This is a genomic window from Jilunia laotingensis, assembly GCF_014385165.1.
In the GTDB taxonomy this organism is placed as follows: domain Bacteria; phylum Bacteroidota; class Bacteroidia; order Bacteroidales; family Bacteroidaceae; genus Bacteroides; species Bacteroides laotingensis.
The window spans coordinates 3,630,334-3,652,815 of record NZ_JACRTF010000001.1; the positions used below are offsets into that span (position 1 = coordinate 3,630,334).

General features: G+C 41.6%; 19 protein-coding genes, 6 tRNA genes and 1 CRISPR repeat array. Of the genes, 19 read left to right on the top strand and 6 right to left on the bottom strand.

Annotation, left to right across the window (positions count from 1 at the left end; all coding sequences use genetic code 11):
• Window positions 1-230: 230 nt before the first annotated feature.
• The 3 genes from rhuM to H8744_RS13995 form a co-directional block, all read right to left on the bottom strand.
• Window positions 231-443 carry a RhuM family protein gene (rhuM, locus tag H8744_RS19075; RefSeq protein WP_369411024.1) on the bottom strand — a complete coding sequence of 71 codons (213 nt, stop codon included), beginning with the start codon at window positions 441-443 and terminating at the stop codon, window positions 231-233.
• A 153-nt stretch (window positions 444-596) separates the two neighbouring features.
• Window positions 597-1,214: a superoxide dismutase gene (locus H8744_RS13990; protein ID WP_305067381.1), complete on the bottom strand. Its 618-nt coding sequence runs from the start codon at window positions 1,212-1,214 to the stop codon at window positions 597-599.
• Window positions 1,215-1,366: 152 nt separating this feature from the next.
• Window positions 1,367-3,079 carry an RHS repeat domain-containing protein gene (locus tag H8744_RS13995; protein ID WP_262435424.1) on the bottom strand — a complete coding sequence of 571 codons (1,713 nt, stop codon included), beginning with the start codon at window positions 3,077-3,079 and terminating at the stop codon, window positions 1,367-1,369.
• Window positions 3,080-3,165: 86 nt separating this feature from the next.
• On the opposite strand from H8744_RS13995, the gene H8744_RS14000 reads away from it, so the two are divergent.
• Both H8744_RS14000 and H8744_RS14005 read left to right on the top strand, forming a co-directional pair.
• Window positions 3,166-5,589 (top strand): ATP-dependent helicase, encoded by a 2,424-nt coding sequence (locus H8744_RS14000; RefSeq protein ID WP_262435425.1) that lies wholly within the window; start codon window positions 3,166-3,168, stop codon window positions 5,587-5,589.
• 13 nt (window positions 5,590-5,602) lie between these two features.
• Window positions 5,603-6,280 carry a YMGG-like glycine zipper-containing protein gene (locus tag H8744_RS14005; protein WP_305067505.1) on the top strand — a complete coding sequence of 226 codons (678 nt, stop codon included), beginning with the start codon at window positions 5,603-5,605 and terminating at the stop codon, window positions 6,278-6,280.
• Window positions 6,281-6,516: 236 nt separating this feature from the next.
• A CRISPR array of direct repeats spans window positions 6,517-7,073; the repeat unit is 31 nt; unit sequence CTGTTAATTGTACCGATTGTGGAATTGAAAC.
• A 180-nt stretch (window positions 7,074-7,253) separates the two neighbouring features.
• Here the strand turns inward: H8744_RS14005 and H8744_RS14010 are convergent.
• Window positions 7,254-7,811 (bottom strand): NAD(P)H-dependent oxidoreductase, encoded by a 558-nt coding sequence (locus H8744_RS14010; protein WP_262435427.1) that lies wholly within the window; start codon window positions 7,809-7,811, stop codon window positions 7,254-7,256.
• A gap of 122 nt (window positions 7,812-7,933) precedes the next feature.
• Here H8744_RS14010 and nspC point away from each other — a divergent pair, with 122 nt between their 5' ends.
• The 15 genes from nspC (at window position 7,934) to H8744_RS14085 (ending at window position 17,768) form a co-directional block, all read left to right on the top strand.
• Window positions 7,934-9,067: a carboxynorspermidine decarboxylase gene (gene nspC, locus H8744_RS14015; RefSeq protein WP_262435428.1), complete on the top strand. Its 1,134-nt coding sequence runs from the start codon at window positions 7,934-7,936 to the stop codon at window positions 9,065-9,067.
• 118 nt (window positions 9,068-9,185) lie between these two features.
• Window positions 9,186-9,258, top strand: a tRNA-Gly gene (locus H8744_RS14020).
• A gap of 30 nt (window positions 9,259-9,288) precedes the next feature.
• Window positions 9,289-9,370 (top strand) — tRNA-Leu (locus H8744_RS14025).
• Between the two features lie 39 nt (window positions 9,371-9,409).
• Window positions 9,410-9,493, top strand: a tRNA-Leu gene (locus H8744_RS14030).
• A 16-nt stretch (window positions 9,494-9,509) separates the two neighbouring features.
• A tRNA-Gly gene (locus tag H8744_RS14035) sits at window positions 9,510-9,582 on the top strand.
• A 27-nt stretch (window positions 9,583-9,609) separates the two neighbouring features.
• A tRNA-Leu gene (locus H8744_RS14040) sits at window positions 9,610-9,691 on the top strand.
• A gap of 37 nt (window positions 9,692-9,728) precedes the next feature.
• Window positions 9,729-9,801 (top strand) — tRNA-Gly (locus tag H8744_RS14045).
• 268 nt (window positions 9,802-10,069) lie between these two features.
• Window positions 10,070-10,396 carry a hypothetical protein gene (locus H8744_RS14050; protein WP_262435429.1) on the top strand — a complete coding sequence of 109 codons (327 nt, stop codon included), beginning with the start codon at window positions 10,070-10,072 and terminating at the stop codon, window positions 10,394-10,396.
• A 5-nt stretch (window positions 10,397-10,401) separates the two neighbouring features.
• Window positions 10,402-10,797 carry a hypothetical protein gene (locus tag H8744_RS14055; protein ID WP_262435430.1) on the top strand — a complete coding sequence of 132 codons (396 nt, stop codon included), beginning with the start codon at window positions 10,402-10,404 and terminating at the stop codon, window positions 10,795-10,797.
• Window positions 10,794-12,092, top strand: a complete 1,299-nt coding sequence (locus H8744_RS14060) for a DUF3440 domain-containing protein (RefSeq protein ID WP_262435431.1) — start codon at window positions 10,794-10,796, stop codon at window positions 12,090-12,092. Before H8744_RS14055 ends, H8744_RS14060 begins: the two co-directional genes overlap by 4 nt.
• Window positions 12,089-12,634 carry an IbrB-like domain-containing protein gene (locus H8744_RS14065; RefSeq protein ID WP_262435432.1) on the top strand — a complete coding sequence of 182 codons (546 nt, stop codon included), beginning with the start codon at window positions 12,089-12,091 and terminating at the stop codon, window positions 12,632-12,634. Before H8744_RS14060 ends, H8744_RS14065 begins: the two co-directional genes overlap by 4 nt.
• 492 nt (window positions 12,635-13,126) lie before the next feature.
• The gene (locus H8744_RS14070; protein ID WP_262435433.1) at window positions 13,127-13,693 is read left to right on the top strand and encodes a DUF3575 domain-containing protein; all 567 of its coding nucleotides are present in this window, start codon (window positions 13,127-13,129) and stop codon (window positions 13,691-13,693) included.
• A gap of 47 nt (window positions 13,694-13,740) precedes the next feature.
• On the top strand, window positions 13,741-15,192 hold the full coding sequence (locus tag H8744_RS14075) for a DUF3868 domain-containing protein (RefSeq protein WP_262435434.1): 1,452 nt from the start codon (window positions 13,741-13,743) through the stop codon (window positions 15,190-15,192).
• Window positions 15,193-15,227: 35 nt separating this feature from the next.
• Complete coding sequence (locus tag H8744_RS14080) at window positions 15,228-16,775, top strand: Mfa1 family fimbria major subunit (protein ID WP_262435435.1); 1,548 nt, start codon at window positions 15,228-15,230, stop codon at window positions 16,773-16,775.
• A gap of 12 nt (window positions 16,776-16,787) precedes the next feature.
• Complete coding sequence (locus tag H8744_RS14085; RefSeq protein ID WP_262435436.1) at window positions 16,788-17,768, top strand: FimB/Mfa2 family fimbrial subunit; 981 nt, start codon at window positions 16,788-16,790, stop codon at window positions 17,766-17,768.
• Window positions 17,769-17,930: 162 nt separating this feature from the next.
• Here H8744_RS14085 and H8744_RS14090 read toward each other — a convergent pair whose 3' ends face one another.
• A complete protein-coding gene (locus H8744_RS14090) occupies window positions 17,931-18,893 on the bottom strand; it encodes a hypothetical protein (RefSeq protein WP_262435437.1) in 963 nt (320 codons plus the stop codon).
• Between the two features lie 255 nt (window positions 18,894-19,148).
• Entirely contained in the window at window positions 19,149-20,108 is a 960-nt protein-coding gene (locus H8744_RS14095; RefSeq protein ID WP_262435438.1) for a hypothetical protein, read from the bottom strand.
• A 234-nt stretch (window positions 20,109-20,342) separates the two neighbouring features.
• On the opposite strand from H8744_RS14095, the gene H8744_RS14100 reads away from it, so the two are divergent.
• Window positions 20,343-21,278: a UDP-glucuronic acid decarboxylase family protein gene (locus H8744_RS14100; RefSeq protein ID WP_262435439.1), complete on the top strand. Its 936-nt coding sequence runs from the start codon at window positions 20,343-20,345 to the stop codon at window positions 21,276-21,278.
• Between the two features lie 22 nt (window positions 21,279-21,300).
• Window positions 21,301-22,428 (top strand): ATP-binding response regulator, encoded by a 1,128-nt coding sequence (locus H8744_RS14105; RefSeq protein ID WP_262435440.1) that lies wholly within the window; start codon window positions 21,301-21,303, stop codon window positions 22,426-22,428.
• The last annotated feature ends 54 nt before the right edge of the window (window positions 22,429-22,482 follow it).

The window sequence follows — 22,482 nt, forward strand, 5'->3', positions numbered from 1 at the left end:
TATAGATTTTTGAGCCATTTCTTGCCAGACTTGGTATATGTTCATCCCAAGAATACAGCGGCTGTTGTGAAAATTAATCCAAGCATACTCATATCATACCTCCTTACTTTATCTGAAAATTCGATTTCCTATCATCGCAAAAAGTATGGTTGCAATACTTCCTATAAATACCACATACCAACCGTCATTATGGTAGCTTAAAGTATATAAAGGAATTTTGCTCTTATGCATTACTTCAATAGCTCATTATGTTTGTTGTATGCAAAGGCAACTTTTCTTTTCATAAGTGATGAATTGGTAAAGAAAAGAAGTGCGTGTGTGTAGACACGGTAGCCAACTGATGTAACTAGCTCGAGATTATAATATTCTACTTGTCGTGAAACTGTTCTTTCACCTTCATTTTGAACTGTCGTAAATTTTGCGACAGTTGGAACTTCCTTCAATTTTTCAGTGTATTGTTAATGTGCTTGCCGATGGTTTCGGCATTTGCCGGCACATGAAAAAAGCCGTCGACTTTCAATGCTGAAGCGACGGCTCTTTCTTAAGAGGATGAAGGGTCTATTTCATTCGTTTGTAAATTTTCTAAGTCTGTTGGCTTACATTCGTTTGTCGACAACGTCCCAGTCGATGATGTCCCAGATGGCATTGACGTGGTCGGCACGGCGGTTCTGGTAATCCAGATAATAAGCGTGTTCCCAAACGTCGAATCCTAGCAATGGTTTTAAACCTGCGCGTACGGGGTTGCTGCCGTTAGGCTCTTTGGTGATGTGCAGCTTGCCGTTTTTATCTACGGACAGCCATGCCCATCCTGAACCGAACAGTCCCACTGCGGCTGCATTGAATTCTTTTTTGAAGTTATCGAAGCTGCCGAAGTCGCGTTTGATGGCTTCTGCCAGCTTGCCAGAAGGTTCTTTTTTAGAAGGCTTCGGGGCAAATTGCAGGAAATAAAGGGTATGGTTCAATACCTGTCCCGCATTGTTGAAGATGGCACCGTCGGGTGCCGTAGCCACGATTTCTTCTACCGTTTTTCCTTCGAATTCCGTTCCGGGAACTAGGCTATTGAGGTTGTTTACATAAGTTTGCAGATGTTTACCATAATGGTAGTCTATGGTTTGCTGACTGATTACAGGTTCCAACGCATTGTTTGCGTAAGGAAGTTTGGGCATTTCGTAAGTCATGGTCATAAATATTAAAGACATTATTAATGTATTCATAATGTTTGATTGTTAATTATATCTTTATAACGCATCAGACCCCATAAATGTTTAATAGGATAAAAAAATAGTGGTTAAAATCGTTAACCACTATTTAGGCGTTTTCAGCCTCCCTCTTATTCCTTATTCTCCCCGTTATTAATTTTTAATTATCAATTGATCACCCACTCTTCCGTCCATTCAGGATGGTCTTTTACGACCTTGCGAATCCATCGTCCGTTGGGATTGTATTCGTAATAAGTATTGCTGTCTACGGGATTGCCGTACTCATCGTACATGAAGTATTGGACGCAGGTTCTTTTTTCATTGTTTACCAATATTTGTGTGGACGTTATCTTGTGCAGGTATCCGTATTTGTCGTATTCGTAAATATCCGTCCTGGAGCTTATCTGTGTGGGAAGAGGTTTGGCGGGGAGGGGCAGCACGTATTGTGACTTTACAATGCGTCCTTTGCTGTCGTACTGGTGCGCGGTTGACGAAAGCATAACGTCTTTGTTGAACGTCTTTTCCTCGATCAGCTCGCCTTGCCGGTTATAACTGCTCAATACCAGCCTGCCGTCCGCATATTTCAGCGAATCGCTCAGGACGGTTCCGTTGGCATCGAAGTTACGGGTTCTTTTGTAAACCTCTTTTTTGCTTTTAACGTTCACCTGTATCTCTTGTGCGCATCTGTCTTGCGCATCGTACAAGAAGGAGGTCTGCAACTGCAATCCGTTGTCCGTTACGTTGACAGAGGCGGGTTTGCCGTTATCCAGATAGGCGTATGTCGAGATCCGGGTTTTATTGTTCTGTTTCTCTTCCGATTTCATCAGCAATCCTTTTACATAGGTCTTCACTGACGTAGGAGTGATCCATATTAACGTATCTTCGTACTGGTTGCGCAGTGCATGTGCTTTGTCACGAAACTCCTTGTACTTGTGTGTTGTCAGATAGCCGCAAACCAGTTCCAGTTTGGTAGCGCTGTTTATCTCGGGTTTCATCAATTCGAAGTCAACGCTGTCTTTCGTGTATTCCAGTTCGGTGGTGTGCTTCCTTTCGCCTTCTCCGAGGTAGCTGGAATGCTCATAATTGTCGATGCACTGTTTTTTCGATGCCAACGCTCCCGCTTGTCCGATCATGGAGAAAAGGTAGTCATCGTACAGCGCACGTACTTCCTGGGTATATTTGCGGTTGGACATGCCGTTGAAAAATTTGTTCAACTCCATGTTGTCGAAGAACCTTTTAAAATTCGTATCGGTCGGTGAACGCTTCACGGCATTGTACAGCAACTGGTTGTATTGGTTCATGAACTGTGGCAGGTATTGCCCGTCGGGAAACTCCTTGAAGTAGTTTTCGCATTTGGCAATGCTGGCGGCTTTTTCGCTTTCCGCCATCAACGCATCTTCTCTCGTTTGGTAGAAGTGGTCCATTTGCGCCTGCGTTGCAGGATAGCCGGTGCTTTTCACGAGGTCTGCCAACTGCTTGCTGAGGGTCAGCTTGTCCGCATCAGCTTCAAGGATGGCGGAGATGGCAGCATCCGAACGCTTTTGCAGGTCTGCGATGTCCAGTTTGGCTGCGGTGCAGATGGCTGGGAAAGCACCTTTGCCGGCTTTCTCGAACGCGGGGTAATAATCGGTGGCGCATTTGCTGTCCGGCTGATTCCAAAGCCGGTTCATCAGGTCGATCAGACCTATCTCAGAGGCGAAAGCCTGTACGGTCTCTTCATCCAATTTTTCCCGGCTTTTTTGGAACTTTTCGGATTCGTTTTCACTGAGAAACTTCAGAAGTTTTTCTACACGCTCTTGCTTTTGTGCCATTACCTGTCCGGCACCCATTGTCATGCTTATAAAGAAGATGGCAATAAAAAAGAAACTCTTTCTTATCATACTTTTCAATCTTTTTCTGTGAGGTCAGGTCACAAAAGTATATAAAAATCTATTCATTGTCAAATGAATGTTATATTTTTGTCGCTATGGAAACGAACTATATAGAAGAATTGAACGAAAGCCAGCGTGATGCGGTACTTTATAATGACGGGCCTTCCCTTGTGATAGCCGGTGCCGGTTCGGGAAAAACCCGCGTGCTGACGTATAAGATAGCCTATTTGCTGGAAAACGGGTATGATCCGTGGAACATCCTTGCACTCACTTTTACCAACAAGGCAGCGAGGGAGATGAAGGAACGCATTGCCCGCCAGGTGGGTGAGAAGCGTGCCCGTTATCTTTGGATGGGGACGTTCCATTCCATTTTCTCCCGGATACTACGTGCCGAGGCGCGGCACATCGGATTCACCTCACAGTTCACCATTTATGACACGGCGGACAGCAAGAGCCTTTTGCGTTCGATCATCAAAGAGATGGCGCTTGACGAGAAAACTTATAAGCCCGGAACGGTGATGGCGCGCATCTCCAATGCCAAGAACCATCTGGTCTCTCCCTCCGGTTATGCCTCCAACCAGGAGGCATTCCGTGAAGACCAGTCCGCCCGGATGCCTGCCATGCGCGATATCTACCTTCGCTATTGGGAACGCTGCCGCCAGGCGGGAGCCATGGATTTCGACGACCTGCTGGTGTATACCTATATTCTGTTCCGTGATTTCCCCGATGTGCTGGCGCGCTATCGCGAACAGTTCCGTTATGTGCTGGTGGACGAGTATCAGGACACCAATTATGCCCAGCACAGCATCGTGCTTCAACTGACGAAAGAAAACCAGCGCGTGTGCGTAGTGGGCGATGACGCGCAGAGCATCTACTCCTTCCGGGGGGCGGATATCGACAATATACTCTACTTCACGAAGGTCTATCCCAACACGAAGGTGTTCAAGCTCGAACAAAACTATCGTTCGACACAGACCATCGTTTGTGCCGCCAACAGCCTGATCGAGAAGAACGAGCGGCAGATACGCAAGGAGGTCTTTTCCGAAAAGGAGAAGGGGGAGGCCATCGGTGTGTTCCAGGCGTACAGTGATGTGGAGGAGGGGGAGATTGTCGTGAACCGGATCGCCTCCCTGCGGCGTGAAAAGGAGTACGGCTACTCGGATTTCGCCATCCTTTACCGTACGAATTCCCAAAGCCGCATCTTTGAAGAGGCGTTGCGCAAACGAAGTATGCCTTACAGAATCTATGGAGGACTGTCTTTCTACCAGCGGAAGGAGATCAAGGATGTGATAGCTTATTTCCGCCTGGTGGTCAACCCGAACGATGAAGAGGCTTTCAAGCGCATCATCAATTATCCTGCGCGTGGGATAGGGGAGACCACCGTGGGCAAAATCATTTCTGCCGCAACCGCGAATAATGTCAGCCTGTGGAACGTCCTTTGTGAACCGTTGAGTTACGGGCTGGAAATAAATAAGGGTACGCACAATAAATTGCAGGGATTCAGGGAGTTGATTGAAGGATTCATTCACATGCAGACGGATGACATCACCAAGAATGCCTACGATATGGGAACGGAAATTATCCGTCAGTCCGGCATCATGAATGACGTGTGCCAGGACAATTCGCCTGAAAATCTGAGCCGTAAAGAGAACATCGAGGAACTTGTCAACGGTATGAATGATTTTTGTGCCGCCCGCCAAGAGGAGGGAAACACGAACATCTCGTTGACGGATTTCCTTTCCGAGGTTTCTCTGTTGACGGATCAGGATTCCGACAAAGAAGGCGATGGCGAGAAAGTGACTTTGATGACCGTGCATTCCGCCAAAGGGCTTGAATTCCGCAACGTGTTCGTGGTAGGCATGGAGGAGAACCTTTTCCCCAGCGGCATGGCGGGCGATTCGCCCCGTGCCATGGAGGAGGAGAGGCGGTTGTTCTATGTGGCTATTACCCGTGCCGAGGAGCATTGTTTCCTGTCTTTTGCCAAAACCCGTTTTCGCTACGGGAAAATGGAATTCGGTACACCGAGCCGTTTTTTAAGGGACATCGACACCTGTTTCCTCCGTTTGCCCCAAGAAGCTGGTTTGAGCCGGCAAGTGGACGAAGGGGTGCAGCGTTTCCGTCGCGAACGGCAGAAGGTACAGTTGATCAATCCATCTATACTTCCACGGAATTTGAAAAAAGTCAGCGATGCGGTATCTCCGATGGCTTCGGCTTCTTCTGTTGCTTCTGCTGCCTCTGGCTTTTCCAACTCTTCTGCTGCCTTTGGTTCTTCCGGCTCTTCTGCCGCACTTGGCTCTTCCGCCTCTTCTACCTCTTCTGCCGCAACGAAAACCGGGACAGGAACCCCTGTAATTGTAAGCCCCGGTCAACAAATCGAACATGAACGTTTCGGACTGGGCGAAGTATTGAAAGTGGAAGGCAACGGTGACAATGCGAAGGCTACCATTCGTTTTAAAAATGCAGGGGAGAAGCAACTTTTGCTTCGTTTTGCACGTTTTAAAGTAGTATCTCAGAAATGATGGAGGATGAATGATGAAGAAAATTGTAGTTTGTATGGTTCTGTCCACTTTTTTGTTGGGCAGTTGTGCTACCGGGCAGATGTCCGGCAATCCCGGAGCCGTTATGGCAGGGGCCTCCATCGGTGGTACCGTTGGGAGCGCAATCGGTGGGCTGATTGGTGAAAATAATCATGGCTGGCATGGAGGATACAGAGGATCGGCAATCGGTACCATTGTGGGCACTATCGCTGGTGCTGCCATTGGAAATGCAGTCTCGACTCCCCGGCAACAGGAGGATGAATATGTGGAAATCATAGAGAAGAAGAAATACGCACCCCAATCTCAGGTGCAGCGACCTGTTTCGATGCCCGATCTGAAAATACGTAACATCCGCTTTATCGATGATAATAGAAATCACGTAATTGATGCCGGGGAGAGCAGTAAAGTGATCTTCGAGATTGTAAACCAGGGACGCAATACTGTTTACGATGTCGTTCCTATGGTGGAGGAAGTAACCGGTACGAAGCATATTTATATCTCTCCGTCCGTCATGATCGAAGAAATTGCTCCCGGTGAAGGAATACGTTATACCGCTACCATAACGGCAGGAAGTAAACTAAAGGAAGGTGAGATAATCATCCGTGTATCTGTTGCCGCGGGAGACAATGCCGAGGTTGCTTTTCAGGAATTTTCGTTGCCTACTCAACGGTGAAAAGGAGAGGGTGATTATACTTATTAGTATGTCGATGACCTGCATCTGCATACTATATATTAATGGTAGAGATCGTATACGCTCTTTGATTTATTGATTTTCAGATTATTAAATAGTGTGTCGATCTCCAATGTTTTTAGTATGATTGAAGGTCGACATATTTTTAATGGAATAAATGGAAAGGGAAAGAAAGTAAATTGCTGGTAATTAGTTGGTTGGCTTTTGTAATCTATAGGCTGTTAATTGTACCGATTGTGGAATTGAAACATTTTCGTCAATATCAATTTCGTTGTCATATAGACCTGTTAATTGTACCGATTGTGGAATTGAAACTCTTGAAAAAACCGGATATCAGCGGACTCAACGCACTGTTAATTGTACCGATTGTGGAATTGAAACGATGGTAAAGGTGGCATTGTTACTATTGAGAATCCTGTTAATTGTACCGATTGTGGAATTGAAACTATTGTTCTCGTAGATGTGAACGTTGGCCAGATTCTGTTAATTGTACCGATTGTGGAATTGAAACGTTGATACCGGCCTCACGGTACTTCTCCACGCTGCCTGTTAATTGTACCGATTGTGGAATTGAAACGTCTTTTCTAGTCGAACAGGCAATGATTAAAGCTCTGTTAATTGTACCGATTGTGGAATTGAAACTCTGGGGAAGCACGGTTTTCACTTTCTGATAGATCCTGTTAATTGTACCGATTGTGGAATTGAAACATGCTTCCGGTGTTATGGCCTTTAGCATGCGCTCCGCTGTTAATTGTACCGATTGTGGAATTGAAAATCGTTTAGATCGACGCTTGTGATCTGGCCTTTTGCTGTTAATTGTACCATTTATGGAATTTATTTACCTCTTTGCGCTCTATATAATTTTCTTCTTTTTTGTAAGAAAAAGGCATGAATATTTTTATCCATGCCCAATGAAATTCTTAATCACTTTTACTTTTTCAATCTATCGGGAATACTACCAATTATTTCCGGCATTTCCCTTTCCTATCAATTCTTTAATCTCTTGTTTATATTGATTTGCCATTTCCGCTATGTTTTTTCCTGCCTCTGCGGTTCCCATTCCATAAGCGACAATAGGAGTTTGCCATACCATTCCGGCATGAATTGCACCTGCCTGATAAGGACGCAATAATTCATCTACTGTAAAGTGGTTTTTCCCACCACTTCGATAGGCATCCGATTCGGAACCTGTCGTAGTTACCACCAATAATGGTTTTCCGGCTACTGCAGGCGTATTGGCGAGATAAGTAAACACTTCATCTTGCCATCTTTTTAGGAGTGACGGTGCCGAAAGCCAATAAAAAGGAAACTGGTATACCACGGCAGAAGCATGTGAAATGATTTTGCTCCATTCATCCACGTTGAATGCGGTTTCACCAGGCAACTCATAGAGATTGTAAATAGCCACCTCGTCCATTTCTTTTACAGCATCCACCAATGCTTTGTTAGCTTGTGATTCTTTGATGTGAGGGTGAGCCAGCAAAATCACAACTTTTTTTAAATCTTTATCCATATCGTTTTCTAAATTTTTGGTGAAGAATCAAATCATTTCGTAAAGGTATGAATTATTGGAAAACATTCCGTATTTTTGCACCTTAATTCTATCTGTTAATTACCAAATTCCATATTCTGAAAATGATAGACTTTACCCGGTTTCCTTCTCCATGTTACATCATGGAAGAAGAATTGTTGAGAAAGAACCTTGCTTTGATTAAGAGTGTTGCCGACCGTTCGGGGGTGGAAATTATCCTTGCTTTTAAATCTTTCGCTATGTGGAGATCTTTTCCCATATTCCGTGAATATATCAGTCATTCCACCGCAAGCTCCGTTTATGAAGCACGCTTGGCTTTGGAAGAGTTCGGAAGTAAAGCGCATACCTATTCGCCCGCTTACACAGAGCAGGACTTTCCGGAGATCATGCGTTGTAGTAGCCATATCACTTTTAATTCACTTGCGCAGTTCCATCGTTTTCATCCCTTGACGAAAGGCAGCGCGGTGTCTTGCGGCATCCGCATCAATCCGGAATATTCAGAAGTGGAGACGGAACTTTATAACCCCTGTGCCCCCGGAACACGCTTCGGCATCACTGCGGATCTTTTGCCTGACGTACTTCCACAGGGCATTGAAGGCTTCCATTGCCATTGCCATTGCGAATCGTCTTCTTTTGAACTGGAACACACTTTGCAGCATATTGAAGAAAAATTCTCCCGTTGGTTTCCTCAGATACAATGGCTGAATCTGGGCGGAGGACATCTGATGACCCGAAAGGATTATGATACGGATCATTTAGTCGGTTTGCTTCAAGGATTAAAATCTCGCTATCCCCATTTGCGTATTATTCTCGAACCCGGATCTGCATTCACATGGCAGACCGGTGTGCTTACCTCAGAGGTAGTCGATATAGTAGAAAGCCGTGGTATCCGGACAGCCATCCTTAATGTCAGCTTTACCTGCCATATGCCCGATTGCCTGGAAATGCCTTATCAGCCAGCGGTGTGGGGTGCGAAAATGGGACAGGAGGGAAAACACGTTTACCGTTTGGGAGGGAACTCCTGTCTGAGTGGTGACTATATGGGATATTGGAGTTTTGATCATGAACTGAGAATCGGTGAACGGATAGTCTTTGAAGATATGATCCACTATACTATGGTCAAAACGAACATGTTCAACGGGATTCATCATCCTGCCATTGCGTTGTGGACAAAGGAGGGGAAAGCTGAAATATACAAACAATTTTCTTATGAAGACTATCGGGATAGAATGAGCTGATAATCAAATTAATTGTTTTGCGGGAGGCATTAAGTGAATTCTTTAAAGCGAAAAAAAACAGGCGGAATGTTTGCACGTTTACAGAATTTGTCTACCTTTGCAACCGCAAACGAAAAATGCGGAAATAGCTCAGTTGGTAGAGCATAACCTTGCCAAGGTTAGGGTCGCGAGTTCGAGTCTCGTTTTCCGCTCATCTTTGAAATATTGGAAATCTTTTCTTTGCCCAGGTGGCGGAATTGGTAGACGCGCACGTTTCAGGTGCGTGTGTCGAGAGGCATGCAGGTTCGAGTCCTGTTCTGGGCACAAGAAGATGGAGAATTCAAATGTCTTTAATGAGTTATTGGAGAGGTGGCGGAATTGGTAGACGCGCTACTTTGAGGGGGTAGTGACAGTTATGTCGTGGGAGTTCGAGTCTCCTTCTCTTCACTAACGTTAAAGAAATGCGGAAATAGCTCAGTTGGTAGAGCATAACCTTGCCAAGGTTAGGGTCGCGAGTTCGAGTCTCGTTTTCCGCTCATTTATTTTAAGCACATATTTTAATTGCCCAGGTGGCGGAATTGGTAGACGCGCACGTTTCAGGTGCGTGTGTCGAGAGGCATGCAGGTTCGAGTCCTGTTCTGGGCACAGTCCTTGTGATTGTGTATTGACGGAAGATATGTTTGCGGAAATAGCTCAGTTGGTAGAGCATAACCTTGCCAAGGTTAGGGTCGCGAGTTCGAGTCTCGTTTTCCGCTCAGGGAAGGCAGGAGGTTTCAGTGATTACTGGAGCCTTCTGCTTTTTTAGTTTATACATACTGTAGCGGTCGTTTTCCTCCGGGATGCCGAATTAAATAGGCCGGGCTCTTACTCATTTTCCACTTTGTCTACGGATTAAATACAATGGGGAAAAAGGAAAACAGTGATAGTTAACTTTCATTTTCTTTTTTTTATGGCAGTTTTTAAGTACTTTTGCATGTCTTAAAATCAATTTTATAACGTTCCAAACTATTATATAAATATATCATGAAAAAGACAATAGGCATAATCTCTATTTATTTGTTGTTTTTACTGGTTGGAAAGCATGTCCATCTACAAAATGTGTGTACGCTTTTTGATATAGATTTATGGCGGCAAGGAATGTCAAATACTAATAGCTCAGACAATTTCTACTTTGATGAAATGAAAGGCACTTTTAAACCCTCTTTACATATATTTCTTCCTGTACCTGAATCAGCTATGGGACGTGTGATTGCAGTGTGTCCCGGAAGCGGATGGGGAATTCGGGAAGAAGGAGGATGCCCAAATGATGGTTGTAACAATATACCATATAACAAAACAATAAATGTTTAGCGATTATGATACAAACATTAAAACTACACGGAACTGATAAACAGCTTTATAGGCTTGTTGGTCCCCTTGTAATGGACCCTGAGATACTGAAATCGAACAATAATTATCCTTTTAAGACAACAGACCAATTTCTATGGTTCATTGCCATTAATGGAAAAGAGGTGGTTGGTTTCATCCCGGTGGAGAAAAGGGGAGGTAATATAATCATGAATAATTATTATTTCAATCGAGGCGGGGAAGAAGCTTTTTCCCGTCTTCTAGTCGATGCTTTAGCTGTTTTTGATGAAGAAAAAAACGTATATGCGGTTGTCCAGATTCAACATCGGATGATTTTTGAGAAATATGGTTTTAAAATCGAAAAGAGTTGGAAACAATATATAAAGATGCGGAGGAGTGAATGAAGAAAGTAACGGAAGCTAAAAATGTCTACGAGTTGGCGCAAGAACGTTTGCGGATGATCTTTAGTGAGTTTGATAATATCTATGTCTCTTTTTCGGGAGGAAAGGATAGTGGAGTACTTCTAAATCTTTGCATTGATTATATACGTCGTAACAAACTGAATCGAAAAATCGGAGTTTTTCATATGGATTATGAAATCCAGTACCGGATGACTATCGATTATGTAGACCGGATGATCGAGGCGAATAAGGATATTATTGAGGTGTATCGAGTATGCGCTCCTTTTCGAGTGGCAACGTGTACTTCCATGTATCAATCTTTTTGGCGTCCATGGGAGAAAAGCAAAAAAGAGCTTTGGGTACGTTCTATGCCCGAAAATTCAATGACGGAGGAAGATTTCCCATTCTTTAATACTACCATGTGGGATTATGAATTTCAAATGCGCTTTGCCAAATGGATTCATGATAAGAATGATGCTGTACGCACTTGTTGCCTGATCGGAATCCGTACACAGGAGAGTTTTAACCGTTGGAGATGTATTTACTTGAACCGGAAATATCAGATGTATCACACATACCGCTGGACTTCTAAAGTAGGGAATGATATTTACAATGCTTATCCTATATTCGATTGGAAAACAACGGATGTCTGGACGGCTAATGGTAAATTTCATTGGGATTACAATGTTTTGTATGATATGTATTATCGTGCCGGGGTCAATCTGGAACGTCAACGTGTAGCCAGTCCCTTCATTGGAGAAGCAATCGAGAGTTTGGCTCTTTACCGGGCTATCGACCCCGATACCTGGGGCAAAATGGTAGGACGGGTAAATGGGGTGAATTTCACAAGTATGTATGGCGGAACTCATGCAATGGGATGGCAATCTATCAAATTGCCCGAAGGATATACATGGAAAGATTTTATGTATTTCCTCTTATCTACTTTACCGGAAAGAACGCGGAAAGCATATTTGAGGAAGTTGTCGGTGAGCGTGAATTTCTGGCGGACCAAAGGTGGGTGCCTGAGTGAAGCTACAATTCAGAAACTGATAGCCGCCAAAGTTCCTATTATTGTAATGGATAATAGTAATTATAAGACTTACAAAAAGCCGGTACGTATGGAATATCAAGATGACATCAATATTCCTGAATTTAAGGAAATCCCTACTTATAAACGCATGTGCATATGCATTCTGAAGAATGATCATGCCTGCAAATATATGGGGTTCTCGCCAACTAAGGAAGAGATAAGCAAAAGAAGTCAAATAATGGAACAATATAAAAATATACTGCAATGAGTGTGAAAACAAGCCCGGTGTACGCTGTAAAGGCTGTGCCTGTAGAGAAGGTAATAGCCAATGATTATAATCCGAATATCGTAGCTCCTCCGGAAATGAAATTGCTGGAACTATCTATATGGGAAGACGGATTTACTATGCCTTGTGTGTGTTATTATGACAAAGAGAAAGATCAGTATATTCTGGTGGATGGATTCCACCGGTTTTCTGTACTAAAGACATCGAAACGTATTTATCAGCGTGAGAACGGTCTTTTACCTATAGTGGTCATCGACAAGGATATCTCTAATCGTATGAGTTCTACTATTCGTCATAACCGTGCCCGTGGAACACATAATATAGAATTGATGTGTCATATCGTGGCTGAGTTGGATAAGGCTGGAATGTCCGATCAGTGGATTATGAAGAATATAGGTATGGATAGAGATGAGTTACTCAGATTGAAACAACTTTCAGGTTTGGCCGATCTTTTTGCTGATCGTGAGTTCAGTGTCCCTGAAAAAGATGCTCCTTTGAATGCTAGAGAATCGACAACGGTATAAAATCGTATAACTGATATTCGTTTATATACCAAAGGACTGGAACGCGAATTGCACAAGAACAAGAAATGATGATTTGTGTGATTCGCGTAATTTGTGTAGTATGTATCTCATGACTTAAAGGTATCTCCTTAAAATCTTAATGATTATTCGTGTTTCAATATATGAATCGAAAGTCTGCCCTATGCTTCCTTACATTTTCCATACCGTATAGAATTAAATCAATTTCTTTTTTGTCTCTTTCTTTTTTATTCAAATCGTAACCTGTTCTACGCTGATTTGCGTAAAATGAAACTATTCGTTTTCTTTCCTATTTATTTTTGCATTCTGTAACTCTTCTCTTTATATGTCTCGTTATTGGCGTGGCATTCAGCTATCTTTCAACGATCAGAGAAATATAATTATCCCATCTGAATGATCGTAATCCCCGATATTTGCAATATACAAATTGATTAAGATTTGAGTCGTAACATACATATATATAAAAGAATCAATATGAGGAAGATTTTTCTTTTAGGAGTTGCAATTTTACTTTCAGTTACAATGAATGCCCAGCATGTAGCATTGAAAAACAATTTGGTTTATGATGCCACTACTACTCCGAATCTTGCATTGGAGATAGGATTAGGGAAGAAAACCACTTTGGATTTATATGGAGGTTATAACCCATTTACGTTTGGAGATCATAAACGGTTTAAGCACTGGCTGGCACAACCCGAGTTTCGCTACTGGGTGTGCGAACGTTTCAATGGAACTTTTTGGGGTATTCATCTTCACGGGGGTGAGTTTAGTATTGCGGGTTTGGCTTTACCTTTTAAGATATATCCCGGTTTAAAAGATCACCGATATGAGGGTTACTTTTATGGAGTAGGAATAAGCGTGGGACATCAGTGGGTATTTAGTAAACGATGGAGCATTGAAGCGAGTATCGGGATTGGATATGCACGGATCGAATATGATAAATACAAATGTGTGAGTTGCAGCCCGAAAGTAAAGAGTGGTGCTAAGAACTATGTCGGCCCGACAAAAGCAGCGGTCTCACTGATTTATTTTATACGATAATAAGGTTTATTCGGAATTATGTCCAATATATAAATTAAGGTATGATTATGAAGAAAAGCATAATATTGATATTTGGTTTCCTGCTGAGCAATCTAGGATTGCAGGCGCAAAATACTTATGAAGGAAATATCATTTTCAGCTCTCAACGGGTGGTTAGGAAAGGGGGTATTCTGAATATAGAAGCTGTCATGGATTTGAGTAACATGAAATTGTCTGCACAACAAATGGCAACACTTACCCCTGTGATTGTTTCAAATGATGGGGTCGAGTCTCATCAATTTGCTCCCATTATTATTGCTGGAAAAAAGCGTTTCAAGATATTGAATCGTTCACAGGCTTTCGGTACCGCTACGTTATCCGCTGAGCCTATGTATACAGAGAGGCGCTGTAACGATAAGTTGCAAACGATTGATTTATATTTGCGAGTTCCTTATCAGAAATGGATGCATGAAGCCAGGCTTGTAATTAAGGAGAAAGTGACTGGTTGCATTGACTGTGACAGTGGACAAGACGAATATACTGTAATGGCCTCTATTTTGAATGAGCTGTTTATTCCTAAATACGAACTTAGTTACGTGGTTCCTCCGGTGGAACCGTTAAAACAGCGTACAGAGACGCATTCGGCTTTTCTCAATTTTGAGGTGGATAAGTATGTATTGCTTCGTAATTATAAGAACAATATCAATGTATTGACTGAAATAGATAGGATTGTAAATGAGATACAACATGACCCTAACCTGACTGTCACTGAGTTTACAGTGGTAGGGTATGCGTCTCCTGAAGGTAACTTCAATAGCAATATGGCTTTGTCTAAAAATCGCGCTTTTGCTTTTGTCGATTATCTGAAAGACAAATTGAACGTGAATGAATCACTCTTGACGGTGGAATGGAAAGGGGAAGATTGGAACGGTCTTAGTAAGGTGGTGGCTGAATCATCTATTCCTGAAAGACAAGCAGTTTTAGACATTCTTGATAATACTCCGGAAGTCATTCTTCGTAAGCAGAAGCTAAAAACATTGAATGGAGGTATTACCTATAAATTCTTGCTTCGGGAATATTACCCTTCGCTTCGTAGGAATGACTATAGTATCTCTTATGTAGCCCGTCCGTTCAATGTGGAAGAAGCAAGGACTCTGATTAAAACTAAGCCGCAGTATCTCAGTCTAAATGAAATGTTTTTGGTAGCAGAAACCTATCCGAAAAATAGCAAAGAGTTTAAAGAAGTGTTCGATGTTGCTGCACGTGTTTATCCAGATAATCCGATAGCACAACTTAATACGGCTTCTCTCGAGTTGGAGAACGGAGCAGTAAATGTAGCCATCGAACGGTTAATGAAATTGGATGTGCCGGAAGCTTGGAATAACCTCGGAGTGGCATATGTTATGAATAAAGATTATCAGAAAGGAAAAGAATATTTTGAAAAAGCTGCTGAGGCAGGGGTAAAAACCGCTGTGTATAACGCGGGCCAGCTAACTAAGTGGCTGGAAACCCAAGAGTGATGATGTATTCATTTATTAATTAAACAATTACGATTATGAGAGTAGAATGGAAAAAAATGTTGTTGGGATTTGCAGTATTTGCAGGAATGACAATGATGTTATCATGTAGCAATGAGGAAAATTATGATCCCGGTGGTGAACCTGGAGTAACGGAAGAACCTACGGAAACAGCTTTCCTGTCATTTTACGTAGGGGCAGGTTCACTGGCCGGTACCAGAATGATTGCAGTCGATCCTACGGATCCGGGGAGAGAAGAAGAGCAAGTGGTTGAACGGGTTCGCATGGTGTTATATGAAAACAAGGCAGCAACAGTACGATACTCCTGGGATCTGGATGCGAGAAGAGGAAATGGTGGGAGCTTTGAGGGATCTCATGTGGTACCAAACAGCGGTTCTCCCGATCGTTTCATTACTATCGGACAAGAGGTCGTTCGTCAGGATTATAAATTACTGATTTTGGTAAATGCTCCTCCACAGTTGTTGGATGTTACGGAAAAAGGGAGACGTTTGGAGGAATTGTATCGGGAAGCGAATGTCATGAAAGCAGACTTAACTACTCCTAATGGCATTGCTGCAGATAATAATTTCTATATGACGAATGATCAGGGACTGATAGATGTTCCGAAAGACGAATTGAAACCTACAAAAAATGACGCTGAAGTTTCTCCGTTTATGGTACATGTGGAACGTGCTGTGGCTAAAGTTGTGGTTAAGGAGCCTGAATCGGGTATTGTGGTAACTCCGGATGGAGATGCAATTTCGGATCTGTCATGGGGACTGGATATTACCAACAGGTATATGTATTGGATGCGTCAGATGACTTATACAGCATCCGGAATGATGGAAGGACCGGGAGTCAGCCGTCGTGAACGTTATGCGATGGATCCTAACTTTGAAGGTCTGCACCATTATGATGAAGTTACTCTTGGTAATTATTTTGAATATTTGGATGTTTCTGATCCATTGATGGATTTACCGAAACAGTTCGGAGAATATGATTATGTCGCAGAGAATACAATGGCCGCTGATGAACAGTATAAAAATGTAACGACACGTGTTATCTTACGTGGAATCTACAGACCTAGTGGCATAAATCTTCCCGCGAATACTCGTAGTGGAGCAACGGGTATAAGCTTTTTCACTTTTGAAGGATTGGTGTTTAGTGTACAGCAGATGGCAAATCTGGTAAACAATCTGCCGGGTGATCCGGGCGAACTTTCCGAACCTGTTTTGCAAAGGCTGCATGCTGTAATTATTGGTTTTCCAGATCCGTCCAGACTGACAAACCCACAAGCGTCTTTTTCAGAGAACGGCATTCGGTACTATCACAATGGGGTATCTTATTATACGATACAGATACGCCACTTTGATGATGGTCAGGTAAGTGAGCCCATGGGGTTCGGGCGGTATGGAGTAGTACGTAATAATGTTTATAATATTACGGTGAGAAGTATCCTTGGACCCGGTGAGCCTGTAATTGAAAAACCTGTAGAACCGAATGATGATCCGGCATATATCTCGGCAGACGTGAATGTTTTGCCTTGGTCAGTTCGTACGCAGGATGTAGAAGATTTATATAATTAATTCCGAATTATTATGAACAGATTTATCGGATACATACAGGTTGCATGCTTCTGCCTTCTGCTATGTGCTTCCTGTGTCAGAGACGGTATAGATGAGGATTGCAATTCTTACGTTCGCTTTGTATACGACTATAACCTGGAATACATAGACTTGTTTCATAAACAGGCAACAAAGATGAATTTGTATGTATTCGATGAAAATGGTGTATATGTTACGGAACTTAAAGAAGAATCCGGTGCTTTTGCACCGGATTATCTGATGCCTCTTCCCGAATCATTCAGAGGAAAGAAATTTATTGTAGTAGCTTGGTCAGGTCTTTATGATCAGTCGTATGATAAAGAACTGTTAACTCCTGGCGTATCCACACTTCAAGATATGGAAGTCAGGGTGAACAACTTGAAAACCCGTAATGGAGAAGGGACAGTCGATCGTGAATTGCATCCACTGTGGCATGGGAAGCATACAGAGATAAAGCCCTTGTATAACAACGATATAACCACCGTCTCCTTGATGAAGAATACCAATACATTCCGCATTGTCATGCAAATGTTAGACGATGCTTCTATCGATGTGAATGATTATGATTTTCGTATTATTTCTCCTAATGGTCGTTATAATCATGGCAATGAATTGCAGAATGATGAAGAAACTGAAAAGGTAGAATATACCGTTTACCATACTGAAAACGATGATGAGACGGGTGCCATTGCGGAACTAAACACATTGCGGTTGATGACAGTAAAGGATAACCGTCTAGTCATTACTCATAAATCCACGGGAAAAAGCATTTTGGATATTCCTTTGAATAAATATCTCAATGCCTTACGCTTGGAACAATATTCCGGCCTTTCTTTGCAGGAATATTTGGATCGTTCAGATAAGTATGGGATCGTTCTCTTTTTTAAAGGAATGGATAGCGAAGGGAATTATATCAGTGTCGATATGCAGATCAACGGTTGGTTAATCAGAGAACAGAATGTGGAAGATATTTGAACTGGATATAGGATTTGAGAAGGACTAGGAGATGTGTCGAAACTCCTCTTTTATCGAAATCACCCTTGTTACATAATTGAACTGCACTCCTAAGTTTTGTGTCCAACTTTTGGGGTGCAGTTCAAAGTGCGTGTGGTCTTTATCATAAAGTCACAAATAACTTTATGCAATGCTTTCAATAATTTTCCGTTGTTGTTCAAGGAAATTGATGCGTTGTGCTTCCCCACTTTCGGAAATCAATGTCGAATGCCTTTTTAACGATTGTATCCAATTCTTTTGCAGATTACATATCTGTGGATTTTGCGAATCCATCGAGTTTATGGAATATACTCTGAATAGGCATATTTGGAAATCACTCTTCTCAATATAACTGTAAGTTGCTTCAAAATTGATGTTAGATAGATAGAAGGCAATTTTATTGCCATTACTGAATTCCCCTTTTACAGACCATTGTTCCAGTTCGTGTAACAATTGCAGGAGTTCACTTTTCAGTTGCATTATGTCTTCACCGGATATAAGATTTAATCCGGAAAAATACTTTATCTCCCGAATGAAAGCATGAAAAATATTGCTATCCCAGATAAAACAAGTCTTTCGGCATTGTTTCACTGTGTCACTTAATTGTTTGTGTACCGATATCACTTTTTCCGGTACATACATCCCTGATAATGTATGAGGCGGTCTTATCTTTCCATTCTGGTAAATCCAGCGGCAAAGTCGGAATTTAGACAAATATTCATAGGTCGAATAAAGTGTGAAAGGCACAATGTTGGCTGCCGTATAAATAACAGTACTGCTGTCGTTTTTTACAAAGTTGAAAATCTTGAGATAACGTTCCAGTATTTCATAATAACAATCTACCGGTTCAGGCGAATGTTGCAGATTCAAATCGAAAGTAGCTCGGTTTTGTAAATGATTACCGATGATTTGGTCGATGGATATACCTAGTTTTTGGGAGATCGTAGCTATTTCATCGAAAGTAAAAGCTACTTCTGCTCTTAATCGTCGATAAACGGCTTCTTTCCCTATACATAATGCATCGGTTAGGAAATTGGCTAGAGTCTCTCCCGGTGGGATACGTTCTTTCATCTCTATGATGAGTTCGGTTACAATATTATTCTTCATAAGTTCACCTTTGTTTAATGTATTATAAATACTTCATTTATTGAGGCGTTCTTTGGCCTGCTTGCAAATATAAAGCTTTCATGCCGGACAATGGTGAACTATAATGTATATCGGAAGAAGACGCTATTTCTGATTAGGTCTTTATAAATGAAATGATTTGCAGAGAACGAAACATAGAGTAAAAAATTGCTTACTGAGTTTCGTTTTCTGAAAACGACAAGGTCGATTATTTTAAAATTAGTTGGTAAATGAAGTTTATAGTGAATTTATTATTTCTCGTTGTTGTTTGAAAAACTGGATACGCTGCATCTCACCGCTTTCAGAAATAAGCGTGGAGAATTTCTTGAGAGACTGTATCCAAGCTTTCAAACTTTGGCACATACCGGTATCATGAGTTGTCAAGGAATTGATGGCATATACCCGGATCATGCTCATCTGTACACTATTGCTTTCAATGTAACTATACGTTGCTTCAAAGTTAATGTTTGAAATATATATGTTCACTTCATTGCCAGTCGCATACTTACCATTATTGGCAAGGTCTTCCAGTTCATCAATTAATTGTAGCGATTCCTCTTTGATTTTAAGTTTGTCTTCTTCCGAGAGAAGATGAATGCTGGTAAAATATTGCAAGTCGTTCACCATGTGAGCAAAAATCATATTATCCCAGATATAGCTTGTACTATGTACATGTTCGGAAGCATAAACAAATTCTTTTTGTATATCCAGCAAATTTTGTGGTATTTCCAGTTCATCAAAGTGCTTGCATTTGATATTTTCATTCTGATACATCCATTTGAACAAACGGAACTTGGACAAATGCTTGTGTTTCAGATATAATGTTTGGGGAATTATATTCGATGAAGTGGCTAGTTCTGATGTGGGATCTTCTCCCATAGCTTTGAACATACCGATATATTTATTGATGATTTTGTAGTAAGTTTCAAATGGATTTTCATGATGCACCACATTCATATCGAATACGGCGTTTTCTTTGAAACTGACACCTACCATTTTATCGAGAGATACTCCCAGTTTACGTGAAATGATGGCGGCTTCACCCAGGGTGAATGGAACTTCACCCCGCAACCTGCGATAGATAGCTTCTTTGCCGATGTAGAGGATGTCCATTAATGTGTTTGCTAGATTACTCCCTTCGGGTAACTTTTCTTTGACTGCTTCAATCAATCCGGTGTTAAGTTCGTATGTTATCATGAAATTATTTCCTTTCTGTTTGTTTGATTAACAAAACAGCTAATCGAGTTGTTTCGAAAATCGCAACTATTTTCATCTTGGAGCTTTTAATACCCTGTATTCGGGAGAAACGCTCTGAATTCACTACCATATGGAATTCCTCATCAGTTTTTCCTTTAAAATAATATGTTTATATATTTGCATAATTTAGGCAAATCGTCTACATTTGTCGAGGCATAAATGAAACGTTAATACATGAAAAGAATTTTAGTTAGCGGTGGAGCGGGATTTATTGGCTCGCATCTTTGCACCAGGCTGATTAATGAAGGACACGATGTTATTTGTTTGGATAATCTTTTTACAGGATCGAAAGATAATATCGTGCATCTTATGAACAATCATCGTTTTGAATTTGTGCGCCATGATGTAACATTGCCGTATTCAGCAGAGGTAGATGAGATTTACAATCTTGCATGTCCGGCTTCTCCCATACGTTATCAACATGACGCAATTCAGACAGTGAAGACATCAGTGATGGGCGCAATAAATCTGTTAGGTTTGGCTATGCGGTTGGATGCTAAAATTCTGCAGGCTTCAACAAGCGAAATATATGGTGATCCTAAAGTACATCCCCAACCCGAGAGTTATTGGGGTAATGTCAATCCTATAGGTTACCGTTCTTGCTATGATGAAGGGAAAAGATGTGCTGAAACGCTTTTCATGGATTATCATCGTCAGAACAATGTTCGCATCAAGATTATTCGTATTTTCAACACATACGGTCCCTGTATGTTACCCAATGATGGTCGTGTAGTTTCTAATTTTTTGGTACAAGCATTGCAAAATGAGGATATTACGATTTATGGTTCCGGATCTCAGACACGAAGTTTTCAATATGTGGACGATTTGATTGAAGGTATGATCAGAATGATGGATACGGATGACAGTTTTACCGGACCGGTAAATATTGGTAATCCAAAAGAGTATTCCATACTTGAATTGGCTGAAAAAGTTATCAGTATGACTGAATCAAAGTCAAAGATAATTTTCAAACCTTTGCCTGATGATGATCCGAAACAACGTCGTCCGGACATTACTTTGGCAAAAGAAATGTTGGGTTGGTCTCCTACAGTCGAATTGGAAGAAGGACTCAGGCGTATGATTGATTATTTCAAAGATTATAAGGTGTAACAACAGATAAAGCTAGATAAAAATGAACATGGAAATTAACCCTTCTGAATATAAAATACTCATTGTAGATGATGTAATGTCGAATGTACTGTTATTGAAAGTACTTTTGACTAATGAGAAATTTCAGATCGTGACAGCTAACAACGGTCGTCAGGCGTTGGATCAGGTAGAAAAGGAGAAACCGGATCTGGTTTTACTGGATGTGATGATGCCGGATATGAGTGGTTTCGAAGTTTCCCAGCAACTGAAAGCGAATCCGGAAACGGCTGAAATACCGATTATTTTTCTGACTGCACTGAATAGTACGGCAGATATTGTGAAGGGTTTCCAAGTAGGAGGTAATGATTTTATTTCGAAACCGTTCAATAAGGAAGAGTTGATTATTCGTGTGACGCATCAAATCTCATTGATTGCGGCTAAACGCATTATTGTTGCACAGACTGAGGAGTTAAGGAGAACAATTATTGGTCGTGACAAGCTGTATTCGGTGATTGCGCATGATTTGCGTTCCCCTATGGGCTCTATCAAGATGGTTCTCAATATGCTTATTCTGAACTTGCCGAACGATACGATCGGTGACGAGATGTATGAGTTGCTGACGATGGCCAACCAAACCACGGAAGACGTATTTTCGTTGCTTGATAATTTGTTGAAATGGACAAAGAGCCAGATCGGCAAGTTGAAGGTTGTTTATCAGGATGTAGATATCGTAGAAGTAACAGAAGGAGTAATTGAAATATTCTCAATGGTTGCCGGATTGAAAAAGATCAAGATTAATCTGGAATCACCGGAACATCTGGAAGTACATGGAGATATCGATATGATAAAAACGGTGATCCGCAATCTGGTAAGCAATGCCATTAAATTCAGTACTGAAGATACAGAGATAATGGTGACGGTGAAGGAAGAAGGCGATATGGCTGTGGTAAGTGTGAAGGATAACGGTTGTGGCATTGATGCAGAGAATCAGAAAAAACTTCTTCATACGGATACTCATTTCAGTACTTTCGGTACAAATAATGAAGAAGGATCAGGATTGGGGTTGCTATTGTGTCAGGACTTTGTGATTAAAAATGGCGGTAAGCTTTGGTTTACATCCGTTAAAGGAGAAGGTTCTACATTCAGTTTCTCTGTTCCTTTAAATAAATAAAATGATCTTATATTAAATATGAAACACACCCCGGAATCAATTCTGTGAAGAATA